Here is a 16,800-nt window from a genome sequence, read left to right as displayed (position 1 = left end):
CATTCTTCGTCGCTTCCGACGATTTTCGCGCGCGTGGATCGTCACGCGGCTACGCACTATCGCCCGCAATACCACGGCGCGCGCTTCGCGAAAAACGCGCTCATTCCTTCCGTGAAATCCTCGGTCCGCGCGCAGCGCAGAAAGGCTTTGCGTTCGGCGTCCAGCTGTACGTCGAGCGGGCGATCGAACGACGCGCGTAGCAGGCGCCTGGTCTCCCCATACGCGCGGGTCGGGCCGGCCGCGAGCCGCTGCGCAAGCGCGTCGACTTCCTGTTCGAGCGCGTCATCAGGCACCACGCGGTTGACGAGCCCGAGCCGCAACGCGGCTTCCGCGTCGAGCCGATCGCCCAGCAATGCGATCTCCATCGCGTGGCGCAGGCCGACGACACGCGGCAGTTGCCATGACGTCGAGCAGTCTGGGCTGACGCCCACCTGCGTATAGGCGAAGCTGAAGCGGGCGCCCGCGCCGGCGATCGCCAGATCGGCCGCGAGCGCGCCCCCCAGCCCGCCGCCCGCGACGAGGCCGGCCAGGCTCGCGACGACGGGCGCATCCATTTCGGCCAGCAAGCCGATGCCTTCGTGCATCGGATCGATCAGCAACGCCGCGCCGTCGACGGGGTCCTCACGCATGCAGGCGAGGTCACCGCCCACGGAAAACGCACGCCCCTCACCGCTGATGACGACCGCGCGTACCGTCGGGTCGCCGGCCGCCGCGCGGCAGGCCTGCGCGAAGCCGCGCGCGGTAGGCACGTCGAGCGCGTTCAGCGCGTCGGGACGGTTGAAGTGAATGCGCGCGACCTGCTGTTCGACGCGATAGCGCAGCGGCTCGGAGGATGCCTGTTGCATGGTTCGCTCTCTCGGGTGATGCGGGGCTCGCCACACCGGCTTCCCCGCGTGGCAGGATGCCCGCCTCGCACGACGACACACGCGACGCGGACAGGAGCGGCGGTGTATGCGCCCGGCACCGGCGCATCACGCGGCCGGCTCGGCCGAACGAGTCGACCATCCGGTCGACGGCGGCCGCACCGGGCCGCGCCGGCGCATCTGTGCAGTACGGCGCCCTGCTCGCCGACCGGCGACACGATGCCAATCACGACGTCGTCGACCAGCGCGATGTCGAGCATCGTGCAATCACGCGCGGCCGCCCACACCTGCGTGGCGAGCTGCAACGCGGTGATTTCGAGTCGCGCGCAGTCGGCGCGCCCCCTGCCACGTGGCGTCCGGACGTGGTCGTAGATTAGTGCTTCGGTCATCGGGGTGAACTGCTGGAAATGAGGTTTGTCGGAAGGCGCGGGTCTCCCGCCGCGCGTCCGGCCCTATCTCGCCGTCGCTGCGTGCAACAGCCGTAAGCAGGCCCTGGCTGGTCCATTGTGTGGCACCCGATGGAAAATCTGGAGAGCGAAAGATGCCAATCTATGCGATCGGCTGGCGGAAATTGCCATGCCTCCCGTGCGGCGGGCACGCGCCGGTGATCGACCGGTTACCCGATCAGGCCCGTGCGACGCGCAATTGCGATTGCCTGCGTGCGATTGTTCGCGCCGAGCTTCGCGCTGAGGTTGCGCCGACTGATCGCCGGCACGTGCCGAATCGGTGGCACGCGCGGCAACGGCGTTAGCCTAACGCGCGCGCTCGGCGTTCTGCCTGACCGTTTGCGCGAGCTCCGTCATGCTGGCCGCCGTCTGCTGAAGCGACGCGGCCTGCTCTTCCGTGCGCCGCGACAGGTCCAGGTCGCCCGCCGCGACTTCGCCGGCGGCAAGATGAATCGTCCCCGTCGCGACGTGAACGCCCGCAAACAGCTTCGTCAGCCCCGAATTGATGCCGTTCAGCGAATCGAGCGTCGCGCCGATCACGTCGCTGCGCTGCACGGCGAGCTGCCGGGTCAGGTCGCCGGCGGCCAGCCGCCCCGCGGCTTCGTGAGCGAGGCCGAGCGGCCGATCGACTCCGCGTCGCAACGCAATCCATGCGATGAATTGCAGGCCGGGCTGACGATCTTTCATTCGTCCGTCGCCGGTCTCGGCGGATGCCCGTATGCGAAAGGTGCAACGGGCAACGTCGCCACCGAGGATCTGCTGTACCTGCTCCAGGGGCTCGGCATCGAAACCGGTGTCGATCTGACTGCGGCGGTCGAGACCGGGGAGTTCATCTGCCGGTCGATGGGTCGTCCATACGGTTCGCGCGCAGGCCGTGCATTGGCAGCGCGTAACAGTGATCTTGCGGAGCGTGCCGTCTTCCGACCATGAATCGTCAGAGTGCCAGGCGCATTCGATGGACGGAGACCTGCTGTCCTTCGCATCACGGCGATCAGATCTCGTTGCCGCCCATTGTCCTCCCGAGTCCTTTTGATGCGCCGAGCTCATTCCAGGCCCGGCTCACCAAGCGGCAAACACATCCTGCGCGATCCCGAAACCCGTGCTCATCCCCGCCCCGCTCGTCACGACGACGACACGTGTAGCGTCGTCCGGTACCTCGATCACGCAATCGGCATCGGCCGCCGACGGATAGCTGCCGGTCCAGCGTTCGACGATGTCCAGTTCCGGCATCTCGAGCGTCTCGTGCAGCAGGCGCACGATCTGCGCATCGATCTCCTGCGTCGCAAACGGCAGCGGTGCAGCGCCGTATTCATGCGAATCGCCCACCACGAGACTGCCGTCGGCGCTCTGCACCGCGATCAGGTGGATGCCGTATCCGAGGCACACGGGCTCTTCCGCCTTCAGGCGCGTGCGCAATGCGTCGGCGGCCGGCAGCGCCGCGAAACCCGAGTAACGCAGCAGGCTCAGGTCGCTCATCACCGCGGCGTGCAGCGCCAGCGGGCGGCGCGGCCGCACGCGCAGCATCTGCAACTGGCACAGCCGCACCTTGTGCCGCGCGAACCAGTCGCCATACAGGTGACGGCTGTCCGCATTGCCGCAGACGATCACGCGCTCCGCGTGCACCACGCCGCGCGACGTACGCACGGTCGGCGTGCGCACCTCGTGCACCATCTCGCCGTAGCGGAACCGCACGTCGAAGCGTTCCGCCAGCCAGGCGGCCAGCTGCGGGATCGCGGTACGCGGCTCGATGCGCAGTTCATGCGGGCTGTGCAGCACGCCTTGCGCGCCGTCCAGCCGCAACTCCGGCGCCACGGCCGCCGCTTCGCCGGGCGTCAAGACCCGGCAGCCGTCGGCCATGCCGGTCTGCATGAAGGCATCGATCAGGTGCATCGCCTCGGGGCGACGCGCAATCAGGTGCAGGCCCTTGTGCAGCACGTCGATGCCGGCTTGCGGTGCGACGTCCGCCCAGACCTCGCGGCTCGCTCGCGCACGCCGCCAGCTGTGTTCGGCGTGCTGCCCGGTGACGGTAACGAAGCCGAAATTGCGGATCGACGCGCCCACGCAGGCGGCGTCGCGTTCGATCACACAGACGCGCAGCCCCTTGAGTGCTGCCGTATAGGCATGGGCGAGGCCGACGATACCGGCGCCGACGACGACCACGTCATAAGAATCTGCCGCTGCGATAGCGTTCACGATTGCACTTTCCTTCTGTCGAGATGACACGCGCCGCCCCTTCGGGGCGAGCGCATCGGTTGCTGCTGGTCGCGTCCCATGGACGTATTCCCGGGTGCGAGGCGAACGGACCCGTGCGCTCCCGGGACTGGCGCCCGATTCCGCACTATCGCGACGCGAGATGACATCCGAATGAAAAACCACAAAAAAGCATTAATTGGCATATTTTGCCATTTCACGACACGGAGGAAGTTTACGTCGAACCGTCGGCTCGCTGCATTCGCCCGCGCTCCAATCACGTTGATCGATTCCACCGTCGGCATAGGGATAACCGGTCGAAAAGCAGTGACTGTATCGCTCGAACACGATGCGCTCGCCCATCGGAACAGCAATCCACGCAACACACCCCCAGCCTTGTCACGCATCCGAAGCGGATCTCCGTCGCCCGCAACGCGACGTGGCAATTTCAGCCAATTAATGCTCTTTTGTGGTTTTTCATGTGCATGTCACCAAGGGCCGCAACACTGCCGTGTCTCCGGAAATCGCGTCATCGGGAATCCGGCCGACGGACACAACGGAGGGTCGACGGAATCGCCGCGAGCGTTCGGATCGACCTTTCAATTGATTCACAGTCCTTAATTAAACAAGCACCGCTCTCGCATGAAAAATTCAACGATGAAGAAGTTCGCACTGTCCGCTCTCTCGCTGTCGCTGCTGGGTGTCGCCGGCGTGGCGCACGCACAGTCGAACGTCGCGCTGTACGGCGTGATCGACACGTCGATCACGTACGTTCACGGCAACAGCGGCACCGGCAACAATCTGTGGCAAATGGGCAGCGGCAACCTGTCGGGCAGCCGCTGGGGCATGAAGGGCAGCGAGGATCTGGGCGGCGGGCTGAAGACCGTGTTCCAGCTCGAAAGCGGCTTCAATTCGGGCACGGGCCGCCTCGGCCAGGGCGGCCGCATGTTCGGCCGCCAGGCGTTCGTCGGCCTGCAGAGCAGCCAGTACGGCACCGTCACGCTGGGCCGCCAGTACGATCCGATCGTCGACCTGGTTCAGGGTGTCACCGGCGACAACTATTTCGGCGGCATCTTCGCGACGCCGGGCGACGTCGACAACAACGACAACAGCCTGCGCGTGAGCAATACGGTCAAGTACACGTCGCCGGTGCTGTCCGGCCTGCAGGTCGAAGCGATGTACGGCTTCGGCGGCGTCGCCGGCTCGACGGGCTCGGGCCTCACGTACGCGATCGCAGCCGCGTACAACAACGGCCCGCTGGGCATCGCCGGCGGCTACTTCTACACCAACAACGTGAACGGCGTCGCACGCGCCACGGGCTGGAGCGGTTCGTCCGACGCGATCTTCGACGGCCCGATCAACAGCGGCTACCTGAGCGCGAAGAGCATCGGCATCGCACAGGTCGCGGGGCAGTATGCGATCGGCCCGGTCACGCTGGGCCTCGGCTACAGCAACGCGCAGTACCGGCGCGACGGTGATTCGCTCGCCGGCTTCGCCAACACGCAGAAGTACAACACCGGTCGCGCATTCGTCACGTACCAGGCATCGGCGCCGCTGCTGCTCGGTATCGGCTATGCGTACACGAAGGCGAGCGGCAACGTCGACGCGAAGTATCACCAGGTATCGGTGGGTGCCGACTATTCGCTGTCGAAGCGTACCGACCTCTACCTGATCGGCGCGTACCAGCATGCGAGCGGCCAGCAGCAGGTCGTGAACGCGAGCGGGCAGCTGGTCACGCAGGATGCGCAGGCGTCGATCGGTTCGTACGGCTACGCCGGCACGAAATCGCAGGAGATCGTCGCGCTGGGCCTGCGTCACAAGTTCTGATCGAGACGCCGGACGGTCCCGGGTGCCAGCGTGCAGCCGGGGCCGCCCGGCGGCCTCACGCGCGACCTTGCTTCCCCTTGGGTCCGCGCTTCGCATCGCCCTGCCTGGCGATCATTGCCCTCGCGGGTTCCTCGCCGACTTCGTCACGGCAAATACACGCACGTCACGACGCAATGACCGACGGCAAGTCGCCCGCCAGCAGTTGCTGCGGCACCTGGCTGAACGCGTAGCGCCCGGTACCCGGCTGCAGGTCGAACACCCAGACGATGTCGAAACGCTCGCCCGGCCACTTCGACGGCACCGGTCCGTTCGACAACGGCAGATGGGCGGCGATCGCGGGGATGTCCTCGTGCTGCCAGCAGATCAGCACGACGCCCTGGCTGCGCTGCGCCGCCGTCGCGACGTCGGCCTCCTGCCCTTTCGTATAGGTCGTGTCGAGCTTGAGCGGTATGCGCTGGCTCAGCGGCGTGACCGTCTCGGTCGGCCGCCGGCTCTTCGCATGCGGCGCAACGCCCGCCGCGAACAGCACGCCCGGCTTCGCGAGCACCGCGCTCTGCAGCGGGCCGCGCGCGGGATCGAACAACGCAACCAGCGCGCCGGCGCGTTGCCAGCCCAGCGGAATCAGGCTCTCCTTGTCCTGCTCCCCGTTCGCGTTCACGCCGTACGGCTTGCCGTTGTCGTCCGGCTTTTCCGCGTGACGAATGATCATGATTTTTTTGGCAATGGGCGCAGTCACTGTGATCGATTCCTTTCGTGGACAGGTTCACGCAGATGAAAAGGCCACGCCCGTAGCGGCGTTGCAACCCGTGTCACTGTGATAGCAATGGATCCATGCGAACGCAAGCGAATTCCATGCACGAGCCCGCGCCGTACGGAGCCGAAACCCGTTGCAAGGGATTCACCATACATCGCCCCGCGGCGTCATGCGCGCTACCCGTGCGTCGTGACGTCGTGGCGTCGTGATCGGGCGACTCGCGCATCAGCCGGCTCCGCGCGATCCGTTCGAGCACGTCGCGATGCCAGTGTCGTCATCACTTCACTGTCGAAGCGATCGCGCTCGGCGAGACACGACTCGATCCTGCAGACATCCTCCGACAGGGATGCCAGACCATCCACGTTGACGCAAAACATCGCGCGCGTGCGAGCTCGCGAAATGGCCGCGGCTTCGCCCGACAGAAATCGGCGTCGCGTGCGGCCTGTTCCGCGGCTACCACGCGACACTCGACCGCGATGAAGCGGTCAGGACCGACGCGCGCGCGGCAGTCCCGCGCGCCTCGCCGTGAAGAAGCCCGTCATCCGCGCCCGCCGCTCACTCGAACCGGCAAGCCGCGCGCGGCAGCGCCGAGAGCGTGTCGCTCGACAGTTTCAGAATGCCGTCGAAATTGGCCTGATTGTCCGCCGGGCAGAAATCCGCGAGTTTCATGCCGTCCGGACGCGTGTACTCGACATTGAACACGGCCTTGTTCAGTGCGATGAAGCTCGCATAGTCGCCGCACTCGTGGAATCGGTTGCATTGCTCGTTGAGCGCCCAGTCGGCCACTTTCGCCATCGCGGCAGCGATACCCGAGCCGTTCTTGAGGCCCATCGACATCCCGCGATCGTGGGCGGCGGCGATCAGCGCCGTGTTGTATCGCAGCTGATCGTCGCGCGTCAGCGGAAAGCCGGTTTCCTGGCGATAGCTGTCGTCGAGGTCCGGCTCGATGCCGTCGCAGCCCTTTTGCTTCGCCTGGTCGAGCCGCGCCAGCATCAGGGGCATCAGGATCGCGGTCTGGCGAATGTCCAGCCAGCGCTCATGATCCTCGTATCCTTCGACGGGGTTGCCGAGCACGCTGTCCGGAAACTTGCCGGCGTCTCCTCGGGTGTCTTCCCGCCCGCCCACCTCCATGTAGCAGACGACATAGATGCCCTTCGCCTTCAGGCGCCGGATCGTGCCCGCATCGGTCAGCTCCATGTCGACGTCGAACATCTTGCGCGGGTTGTTCACGCCGTCCAGCACTGTCTCGTTGATCCGGTTGCCGTCGATCTGCCATTGCCAGCTCGTGCCGGGCACGAGCGGCTTCCACGCGGCGGCCTGCGCTGCACGTGCCGAAGCGGCCGCGAACGCGCTGCCGGGCACGGACGAATCCGAGTCGCCTCCGCACGCCGCAAGCAGCAGCATCAGCACGAATGAAGCGAACGATCTTGCGGACATGGCGAATCCTTTGCCTGTTGGCGGCTTGTCAGGATGCGAGGGTGCGAGGAAGACGCGTGCAGCGCAACGCGGGCGAGGCATCTGCCGATGCTGCAGTGGTACGGGAATGCGCGAGATACGTGCGGATGGTAGGCGGGAACACCATGCCCATCTGTTCCGATTTGTCGATTTTTGTCGGCACTGCGGACGGCGGCAGGCCGTCAACCTCGCGACGACCAGGAACCGCCGAAGCGTGTCGGCCACGGCCGAAAAAAATTGGAAGTCTTATATGAACGCCACTAATGCATAAAAAGTAAAAATAAAACAAGCGCGTTTCTCAAAACCATAACTGGAACCGATGTCACACAAAAATTTATTTACACCAATCCAATCACTCGACCGAATTATTCAATCACGAGCAGCAATTTTCGCGCTCCAATTTTATTTCTTGATCGCTTTTTCAGGCGACCTGAGACACCCGACCTCTAGACCAGCCACATAAGCGGCTCTCAACCATTCGCCCTCCGACTTCATTCTCATTTTCCACAACCATCACCTTCATCGTTCAAATGAAATTAACAATGGTTATGCCGATTAAATTTGTTTGACAATTAAACGTAATGCTAATTAAAGTCGTCGCCGACGATGCGCAGGTCGCCGCTCGACTCGCGCAGCCATCAACCATCACCAGGGCAAGCAACGCGATGAATTCAATTGGCAGCAACATGGCAGGCAGGAATAGCGTCAAGCCCAACGACAGCGGCCACCGGCAATTGCGGATACGTCGCGGAACGGTGTCGGACACATCACGCATCTGCGCGCTGTTCGAACGGGAATATGGCGACTCGTCGCATCCCTGTCTCGATGCGGGCTACGTGAGGAGCGCCGTATCGAACAAGTCGGAGCTGTGGTTTGTGGCCGAAGAGGAGACGCAAGCCGCGATCGGTTGCATGAGCGTCAGCTACAACGCGCAGAATCGCTCATGGGAATACGGTCGCGCAATGATTTCCCGGCACCATCGTCACCTGGGCGTACTGTCGGCGTTGATGCAATCCGCGATCGACACGATGCCGGCCGCGGATCATGACCTGGCATTCGCGATTGCCCGCACCGATATCGCGCTGCGCGCGTTACAGCGTCATGTCGATGGCGTCGTGGTCGGACACGACGGGTCGCCCGACAGCGCGCATGGCGTGCGTGAACATCACGTCATCGCAATCGAAAAATTCCGCTCGCCGCGCTTCAGACATGGCCTGCCGCGCTCCCCGATATTCCGCGAGTCCGAGGTTCTGCGCAGCGCGATCTTCGAACCGCTCGGTCTCGCGGGTACGCCGGAACCCTACCCCGATACCTGCTTCTGGGGGCATGGGGACGACTGCTCGGATGGCTTCACGTTTCGCGCCGACGAGCGGGCCGATGCGATCTATCTCTGCCAGCATGTCGGCGGCCCGTTCATGACCGAGCGCGATGTCGCGGCCGATCTGCTTCGTTTCCTGAAACGGCGAAGCACGGCGACCTATGTTGGCGCGATCGTCCTCGCCGACAAGCTGACACTGGTCAAGGCAATGCTTGACGCCGGATTCCGCATCACGGCCTATCTGCCGGCATGGCACTGGAGCCGTGGCGCGCGCTATGACTGCCTGCTACTCGCCCGGCGGGACGACGGCTTCGCGAGCAAGAACGGACTTGACGAACACATCGACATGCTCGATGCCGCCTACCGCGAAATCGGCCAACGCATCCTGTCCGCCTGACACCTCCCCAATCCATCCACTCAATCGAGGTAGTACATGACCAAAGACGAATGGCGCGCGGTCAAGGCGACATTGCCGAACGGGCCCACGGGAAACGTCACGCTCGCGCTGTGGCTCGCCGATATCGCATTGCTTGCCGCTGCGTGGATGCTTTGGCTTGCCGGCGGGCTCGGACGTCCCGCGGCACTCGTCCTCGCGATGCTCGCGCTGATTCACCTCTATCTGATCATGCACGAGGCACTGCATAACGCCGCATCGCGTTCGCACGGTTGCAACGAGGCCATCGGGCATCTCTGCGGATGGATCATCGGCTTGCCGTACCTGCCGCGGCGCAGGACGCATCTGGGCCATCACGCGTGGACCGCGCATCCGTCACGGGATCCGGAGAATCGCAAGATGATCCAGAAGTTCTCCGTGATGACGGAACGCGGCGCACGTACGCTCGAATTCATCTGGCGGCACTGGATCCCGATGATGGCGTTCAATCATTTCCTGAGCCACTGGATTACGCCGTTCCTGCAACGCGATACGCCGGCGAACCGCGCGAAATCGAACACCGAGATTGCATTCAGCGCGGTCTACGTGGCCGGTTATGCGGCGGTCGGCGCGCTGGCGTATCGCGCGGGTGTGCTCGGCAGCCTCATCGCGTTCTCGACGATCCTGTGGATCGTGTTGCTGATGGCCGTCGAACTGCTCAACCTTCCGCATCACGCCGAGATCCCGCTGCTGGCCGACGACGCGGCACGCCCGCCGCTCTGGGAGCAGGACGTGGTCTCGCACAGCTGCGCCAACGTGCCCGTCTGGTCACGCTGGGTGATCCTGAATTTCAATCTTCACGTCGCCCATCATGCGTATCCATGGTTGCCGTGGTACGACCTGCCTCGCGCGCAACGGCACCTCGACGCGGTCTCGGCCGCCGAGGTGCCGCGCCAGACCCACGAGTGGGCCTTCGCCGTGACCAAGCGGCGCCGGCCGCTGCTCGAATTGATGGGGCATTTCTTCGACAAGCGTGGCGCGTCGTCCGGGGGCGGGCGCTGACCCTCCGCCCCGACGATCCCGTCCGGCGAGTGTCGGCGGCCCGGCCGTCGACACTCGCGCGCCTTGTCAGGAGGGCTCACCGGTTGACCTCGACGATTTGAGCGGTAGTTGCCGTTCAACGGAGGCACTCGGCCATTCCTCCGGTTGCCGGTCGCGGAAGCCGGAGACCACGGGAAACCGCATCGCAATGATGCGGACGGCCCACGTGGCCTCCTCCTTCGCCCATCTTCGTTCATTGGCCGGGCGCGAGGTCGTTGGCAAACCGGTTCGTGTAACCGAGCGTACCGACACCGCCGATCGAATTGCACGTCGACGATGCGGCGCCGGGCGGGCAATCGACGTCACGGTCGAACGACCAGAAGTGGACACCCACGAGACCATTCTGTTTCACGAACTGCGCAACGGTATCCACGTCCGCCGGCGTGAAGGTTTCGCCGGCCACATCGTTGCCGCCGATCATCGGCGTCAGCTCGATCTGGCTGTACGGCACACCCCAGTGGTCGTGCAGGTTCATTGCCGCCTGGATCGCAGACTGTCCCATCTGGCAGGTGCCGCTCGCCACCACGCAGTTCCCCGCACTCGCCGACCCGTAGTCCATCGTCATCAGGTCGATGGTGTAGTTCTTCAGGCCGTACGCCTGGATCGCCTGCATGACCCAGTCGCCATACACGTTGAAGCTGTCGGGTGCGCTGGGGCCCCAGGAACTGGCCGTGGTCGCGCCTTGCTGGGAAGGGGCGAGTGTGGCCAGCGTAAAGCTGAAGCGCAGGCCGGGATAATTCTGCTGGGCGACTGCCACACGCTGGACGAGATCGTTGATCACCTGTTGCGTCTGCCCACCCTCGATATCGAAATCGATCCCGATCAGGTTGCTCGACGCATAGCGATTGATGAAGGCCGTCATGCCCGCATCCGTCCCGCACGTGAACATGCCGGCCGCGCCACCGGTGGAAATCACGTAATTCACGTTGGCCGCGGTGAAAAGCGGCACATTGGCGGCCGCCATCGCGCCACCGTCGACGCCCGCCCAGTTCTCGCTGCCGCATTCACCGGTCGCGAATGCGAGCGTCATCGTACGCACACCGGTTGGCAGCACCGACAGCACCGGGCTCAACTGACCCGTGACGTTCGTCGAGATGACGTTCGTGTTCCAGTTCATCGAAATCGTCGCGTCCTTGTACGGGCTATAGACGAAGGCCGGCGCCGTGCCGGTACTCGTCCCGCCCGCCGCGGCAGCGCCGCTGCCGGTGCCGAAAAATGACCCTGCCAGCAGAAGCGCCAGCGCGCCCCTCAAGGTCGATCGCTTCATGAATCCGGTTTGGTTGCTCTTCATTTTCATGCCCTCATCGTGTTTGACGCATGACCGGCACCGGTCTTTCACGCAAACCGTGCCGGAGAATATTTCAGGAAGATGCGCTCCGCCCACACGGGCGTAACGGAAACCCGCCACGCGCCATGACGGCGAGCGCCAGTATTATTGATACGCACTACCGATCAAATATCGCCATCAAATCAACCCTGGCGTCCCCCGGTGACCAGGTCCTGGCCTTTCAGCGCCGTGTAACTGCCCGCGGCGCCGCATCTGGTTCGTGGCGCCCCCTTTCGATTGACAAAGCTCCGCCCAGGTCGAATTCAGAAGAAATCAACCTTACAAATTGCCATTCGATGAAAAATTTCTATACTGATCCTGCTTTTTATATCAACGACGGAAAACGCTAAGACTTCGGCCAATACTGATGAAACATGTCATCCCCCACTTTCGTTCGGGACCGGATGTCCTTAACAACGCGATGCAAGCGGTTTCGTGAGGTTGTCACGCCCGCCCGTGAGGTAGCCAATGTAGTAAAGCTTCACTCCGGCGCCGTCGCTTCGCTTTGTTATACTACATAATCATCAGGCAGCAACCCTGGAATCGATTATTTCCACCAATATCGAAATCCGAAATATTCACGCGATCGCATTTCCAAATTGAAATTGTCGCCATTCGATAATTCAAACAGATATCTCGCAGCCATTTGGCCGATTGTTCAAATCGGAGAAATTAAGACGACATGCTTTTGCCTCATTGTTTTGACGGTCGACCCGTCATCACGTGACGTTGCCGTTCCCGCCCTTGATGCATCCACCGAACCCGGAGGCCGAACATGACCGTCAATGCCGCCACCCAAGCGTCGACCCGCACTGCCCAAGTCGTCACCCGGGTGTACGCGAGGCTCCTGCTGGTCGGCTTCGCGCTGGTGCCTGCGTATCTGATCGCCTACCTGTACTTCTTCCAGGACCCGTCGCTGAAATTCGAGAATCACGCCTTTCACGAACTGGCGATTGCGGCCGCCACGCTCGAAGGCGCGTTCGTCACGTATGTCTGCTGGCGCTGCTATCGCCTGTCGGGCGAGCCGTTGCTGCGCTGGCTTACGCTGGGCTTTCTGGGCTTTTCGCTCGTCTATGCGTTGCATGGCGCGTTCACCGGCATGGCGCATCACAATATCTGGCTGTTCCTGCTGTACGGGCCGGCGTCGCGCCTGACCATGTCGATCCTGATCTTCGTCGGGCAGCTCACCTATAGCCGCAAGGCCGACAGCGCGGCAACCCGCGCCGATCCCCGCATCTGGTTACCCTGGCTCGCGCTGTTCGGGCTCGTCGACGTTGCGGTCGCCGTGATCGCTTTCTCCCCCATGGCCGGCAACCTGTGGGTACGCCTGTCGATGGAGGGCGGCGCACTGCTGCTCTCGGTCGTGAACGTCGTCGCGCTGGTCGTGCGCCGCATCCGCTCGCCGCTGATGACGATCTACGGCATCTCGGTCACGTCGTTCGCGCTCTCGTCGCTCGCCTTCATCCTCGGGCGGCCGTGGAATCACATGTGGTGGCTGGCGCATGCGATTTTCGCGGCCGGCTTCTTCCTGCTCAGTTTCGGCGTGGTGCAGGCCTTTCAAACGACCCGTTCGTTTTCGAAGATCTACAGCCAGGCGGAACTGTTTGCCCGGTTGCGGGAAGCAATGGCCAGGACGGAGCGCGCGCTGCAGGCGCTGCAACGGACCAACGAAAAGCTCGAGCATCTGGCGGCCACGGACCCGCTCACGGGCGCGACCAACCGGCGGCAATTCATCGAAAGCGTGGAGGCGGAAATCCACCGCGCCAAGCGCAATGGCGCGCCGTTCTCGTTGCTCGCGCTCGATCTCGACCACTTCAAGGCGATCAACGACAGTTACGGGCATCAGGCGGGCGATCAGGTGTTGCAACGCTTCGTCGACAAATGCGTCGATGCGATCCGGCCGTACGATGGCGTCGCGCGGGTGGGCGGAGAGGAATTCATGGTGCTGCTGCCGCAAGCCGCGCTGGACACCGCCCAGTCGATCGGCGAACGCATCCGCGCGGCGATCGCGGGCGCGCCGTTCGAGGCAGGCATCGGCGAACCGATCAAGGTCACCGTGAGCGTCGGCGCGTCCGAATTCGGTCGGGATGGCGAAACGATCGACGCGATCCTGCGCAAGGCGGACGAACGCCTGTACCGCGCGAAGCATCTAGGTCGCAACCAGGTGGTCGCCGGGTAACCGGTTGCCGTGTCGGTGCGGTCCACCGCGTCCGTGTCAGGCGTTCTTCAATCCATGACGCCCCGGGCGTCGCCCGGCGCGTCATGTCGCGGCCGTATCAGAACGGGCTGCGTGTCGTATCGCCATGAGTGAACGTCGCGTCGACGACCTGATAGAACGCCATCGCCGTATCCGCGACCTCCCAGACCGCGAGGATGACGTGGTAACCGCTACGCATCGGCAACCGGCACTGGTGAATGGTCGGCTGCTGCGGCACCAGGTTCGCGTTCGGATCCCAGTAGGGCTGGCCGGGATTCTGGATCGTGCAGAACGGCGTGGGCTCGAACTGCGCGCGCGTCAGCTTTTCCGACGGGTTCCAGTCGGCGCGCGTAATGAAGTAGTTCCAGCGACGCGTCTTGTGCACGGCGCTGAATTCCCATTTGAAATTCTGCAACGCGCCCGGCCGTAGCGGGATCTTCTGCCAGCGGCCCGGCGACTGCTCGTTCAGCACGGGCAGCGGGCCATTCGTGCTGGCGCCGGCGATTTCGCCGTCGATCGGCGGTGCGGCATTCTTCGCGTCGGCCGGCGCAAACGGATCGGACAGGCCGCTTTGCGTCGCGGGGAAGAACTTGCCGTTCTCCATCGCGTTCGCGTGCCACGCGTCGACAGGGCAATCCGGATTCTGGCCTTGCGTGCACAGCACGATGCGCGATGGCGGTTCGGTCAAACGGCCGTGCGCGTGAGCACCGGCCGCCGCGACCAGCAGCGCCACGCCGGCCAACGAGCGTGGCATCACGGAAGCGGCCACTCTGCGGATGATCTTGTTCATGAGCCCTCATGCGATTGATGTCGGAATGGATATGCGCACGTCGAGCCTGCCGCAAGATCCCGGGCAGAGATGCCTGTCGACGTGTCGGCGCGCACACGGATCGGCAAAAGCGGCGGCCAAATGAAACCGCGGCAAGCGATGATTCATCGTCATGCTTTCTGACAAATCACTTTCACCGAATCGAACCTTATCGACAAAAATCGGAAAAATAAACGTCCCGCATGGATCGTTTTTTAATTCGAATCAAACACTTGAATCATTTTTCATTCCAACCGGATTGGGCTCGACATCAAATGCGAAATGGAATGAACCGCCCATTCATCGAGAACAGCATTCCCGATTGCTCTGCAGGCGGCCTGGCGCATCGGACTGTCTGTCGCCGTTACTCCTGAATCGGCAACGCCAGCCGCCAGCTCAGGTTCCGGCGCGCGCTCGATTCGCAACGCGTGTAGAAAAAATCGGTCAGATAGATGCGCGGACGAACGAGCAGCCAGCGAAGAATCGACCGCTCATGAAGGTCGTAAGCCCGGTCGTCAAGATCGGGGCGCTCTGCCCGGAGCAGGCGGCCGTCTTCGCGAAATCGGCTGCGAGAAGCACCCAGCACGGCCAGGTCGATGTCGCACACGAAACGGGTATCCAGTTCCGCCGCGATTCCGACGTGGGTCGTCGCGAGAATCATCGCGCAGATCCGGTCGCACGCGCCGATTCGCCCCGCCGCCAGGTGCCGGAACCAGTCGGCGCTGCGCTGCTCGTTGTTCTTCGCGCCCGGGACGTAAATCACGTCGTGGAACCAGAGCGCGAGTTCGACCGCATCCGGATCGGGCATCGCGCCGCGCGCGAGGTCGACATGACGCAGGCAGCGTTTCACGTGTGCGAGCGTGTGGTAATGCCGCATCGGCTCCGCATAGCCTTCCGCCAGCAAGCGATAGACCTCCTCGGCATGGATCCCGCCGCTGCCCGACCACAACGCAACGAACCGCTCCTGCGTCTGGTTCACGTTCGCTCCTTGGCCGGTGGCGGCTGCACAGGCTCGCCCCACGCCGACATTACCGCCATGCACTCAGAGAAATTCCCTGCGAATGTCGATGCTCGACCGCTGCCCGATGTTTCCGTAGTGATGCGCGAGCCATGCATCGGCTTCGCGTCGTCCGTGGTCATGCAACTCGCTCAGGAATCCCCAGTCCGCGTTGTACTTGCTCGATACGCTCAACGCGCTCAACGCGTCGTCGGCGCGAATGGAATGGATCAGCATTTCCTTCATCTCGCCGCGCTTGATCGTGCCCTGCTGGATCAGGTCGGTGACGAACGCGATCGCGCGCATCTCGCGCATCAGCGACGAGTTGAAACTGATCTCGCTGATGCGGTTCAGGATCTCCGCGGCCGTGATGGGCACCCCGCGGCGCACGAGCGGATTGATGTGCACGATCACGACGTCGCGCGTCGCGCAATTGTAGATAAGCGGATAGATGGCCGGATTGCCCATGTAGCCGCCATCCCAGTAGTACTCGCCATCGATCGCGACTGCCTGGAACAGTGTCGGCACGCATGCCGATGCCAGCACCGCGTCGGCACATACATCCTCGCCGGTGAAGATGCGGATCTTCCCCGTCTCGACGTTGGTGGCGCAGAGATACAACCGGATCGGGCAATGCTTGCGCAGCGCGTCGAAGTCGACCTGGCTCTCGAGCACTTCGCGCAGCGGATTCAGGTTGTTCGGATTGAACTGATACGGCGAGAACACGCGCAGCATCATGTCAGTGAAGGCATAAAGCGGCGAATGATCGAGCCCGAAGCTGTGCGTCCCCTTCAGCCACGGCACCCAGCGCAACGGGTTGTAGCGCTCCGCCGATCGCGCGACCGCCTCCCAGAAGTCGTGCAGCGCCTCGCGCGCACCGTCCTCGCCCCCTTTCAGCAGCCCGCAGGCAAGCACGGCAGCGTTCATCGCGCCGGCGCTGGTTGCACAGACACCCTCGATGTCGAGCCTGCCGTCTTCGAGCAGACGATCGAGCACGCCCCAAGTGAATGCGCCGTGCATCCCGCCACCCTGCAGCGCCAGCGTGATCGGTTTGCGCGGACCATCGTGGCGGCGTCTCGCGTGCGTGGTTGTCATGCCCGTCTCCTCGAGCAGCGGCAGTTCGAGGACGGCGCGTGGTCACACG

13 protein-coding genes and 1 pseudogene are annotated in these 16,800 nt (G+C 63.6%); 5 read left to right on the top strand and 9 right to left on the bottom strand.

From position 1 onward, the window contains the following. Nucleotides 1-56: 56 nt before the first annotated feature. The gene (locus tag BCEP18194_RS01090) at nt 57-845 is read right to left on the bottom strand and encodes an enoyl-CoA hydratase/isomerase family protein (RefSeq protein ID WP_011349431.1); all 789 of its coding nucleotides are present in this window, start codon (nt 843-845) and stop codon (nt 57-59) included. 770 nt (nt 846-1,615) lie between these two features. Continuing rightward, on the bottom strand, nt 1,616-1,996 hold the full coding sequence (locus BCEP18194_RS41965) for a hypothetical protein (protein ID WP_041492405.1): 381 nt from the start codon (nt 1,994-1,996) through the stop codon (nt 1,616-1,618). Between BCEP18194_RS41965 and BCEP18194_RS41960 the strand changes: the two are divergent. After that, nucleotides 1,970-2,239: pseudogene (locus tag BCEP18194_RS41960) on the top strand (hydroxymethylglutaryl-CoA lyase); the annotation flags it as partial. The gene BCEP18194_RS41965 and the pseudogene BCEP18194_RS41960 sit on opposite strands and share 27 nt — an antisense overlap. A gap of 129 nt (nt 2,240-2,368) precedes the next feature. Here BCEP18194_RS41960 and BCEP18194_RS01070 read toward each other — a convergent pair. Further along, nucleotides 2,369-3,505: a TIGR03364 family FAD-dependent oxidoreductase gene (locus tag BCEP18194_RS01070; protein WP_425266309.1), complete on the bottom strand. Its 1,137-nt coding sequence runs from the start codon at nt 3,503-3,505 to the stop codon at nt 2,369-2,371. 651 nt (nt 3,506-4,156) lie between these two features. Here BCEP18194_RS01070 and BCEP18194_RS01065 point away from each other — a divergent pair. Further along, nucleotides 4,157-5,326, top strand: coding sequence for a porin (locus tag BCEP18194_RS01065; protein ID WP_041492403.1), 1,170 nt, complete (start codon nt 4,157-4,159; stop codon nt 5,324-5,326). Nucleotides 5,327-5,489: 163 nt separating this feature from the next. Here the strand turns inward: BCEP18194_RS01065 and BCEP18194_RS01060 are convergent, their stop codons facing one another. Both BCEP18194_RS01060 and BCEP18194_RS01055 read right to left on the bottom strand, forming a co-directional pair. Then, a complete protein-coding gene (locus BCEP18194_RS01060) occupies nt 5,490-6,062 on the bottom strand; it encodes a hypothetical protein (RefSeq protein ID WP_011349426.1) in 573 nt (190 codons plus the stop codon). Nucleotides 6,063-6,635: 573 nt separating this feature from the next. Further along, nucleotides 6,636-7,517 carry an endo alpha-1,4 polygalactosaminidase gene (locus BCEP18194_RS01055; protein ID WP_011349424.1) on the bottom strand — a complete coding sequence of 294 codons (882 nt, stop codon included), beginning with the start codon at nt 7,515-7,517 and terminating at the stop codon, nt 6,636-6,638. Between the two features lie 599 nt (nt 7,518-8,116). Here BCEP18194_RS01055 and BCEP18194_RS01050 point away from each other — a divergent pair. Together BCEP18194_RS01050 and BCEP18194_RS01045 are read left to right on the top strand one after the other, a co-directional pair. Then, nucleotides 8,117-9,250, top strand: coding sequence for a GNAT family N-acetyltransferase (locus BCEP18194_RS01050; RefSeq protein WP_244272823.1), 1,134 nt, complete (start codon nt 8,117-8,119; stop codon nt 9,248-9,250). A gap of 36 nt (nt 9,251-9,286) precedes the next feature. After that, nucleotides 9,287-10,288 carry a fatty acid desaturase family protein gene (locus BCEP18194_RS01045; protein WP_011349422.1) on the top strand — a complete coding sequence of 334 codons (1,002 nt, stop codon included), beginning with the start codon at nt 9,287-9,289 and terminating at the stop codon, nt 10,286-10,288. 232 nt (nt 10,289-10,520) lie between these two features. On the opposite strand, the gene BCEP18194_RS01040 is transcribed toward BCEP18194_RS01045, so the two are convergent. Next, on the bottom strand, nt 10,521-11,735 hold the full coding sequence (locus BCEP18194_RS01040) for a chitinase (protein ID WP_244272821.1): 1,215 nt from the start codon (nt 11,733-11,735) through the stop codon (nt 10,521-10,523). Between the two features lie 694 nt (nt 11,736-12,429). Between BCEP18194_RS01040 and BCEP18194_RS01035 the strand changes: the two genes are divergently transcribed. After that, entirely contained in the window at nt 12,430-13,833 is a 1,404-nt protein-coding gene (locus BCEP18194_RS01035; protein WP_011349420.1) for a GGDEF domain-containing protein, read from the top strand. Nucleotides 13,834-13,930: 97 nt separating this feature from the next. Here the strand turns inward: BCEP18194_RS01035 and BCEP18194_RS01030 are convergent, their stop codons facing one another. The 3 genes from BCEP18194_RS01030 to BCEP18194_RS01020 form a co-directional block, all read right to left on the bottom strand. Further along, nucleotides 13,931-14,605, bottom strand: coding sequence for a lytic polysaccharide monooxygenase (locus tag BCEP18194_RS01030; protein ID WP_041492549.1), 675 nt, complete (start codon nt 14,603-14,605; stop codon nt 13,931-13,933). A gap of 418 nt (nt 14,606-15,023) precedes the next feature. Continuing rightward, on the bottom strand, nt 15,024-15,638 hold the full coding sequence (locus BCEP18194_RS01025) for an HD domain-containing protein (RefSeq protein ID WP_041492402.1): 615 nt from the start codon (nt 15,636-15,638) through the stop codon (nt 15,024-15,026). A 63-nt stretch (nt 15,639-15,701) separates the two neighbouring features. Then, a complete protein-coding gene (locus BCEP18194_RS01020; protein ID WP_011349417.1) occupies nt 15,702-16,751 on the bottom strand; it encodes a patatin-like phospholipase family protein in 1,050 nt (349 codons plus the stop codon). Nucleotides 16,752-16,800: the final 49 nt, after the last annotated feature.

The organism is Burkholderia lata, assembly GCF_000012945.1.
Lineage (GTDB): Bacteria > Pseudomonadota > Gammaproteobacteria > Burkholderiales > Burkholderiaceae > Burkholderia > Burkholderia lata.
The sequence above is the reverse complement of the archived record's forward strand: the minus strand, read 5'-3'. Positions and strand labels throughout refer to the sequence as shown.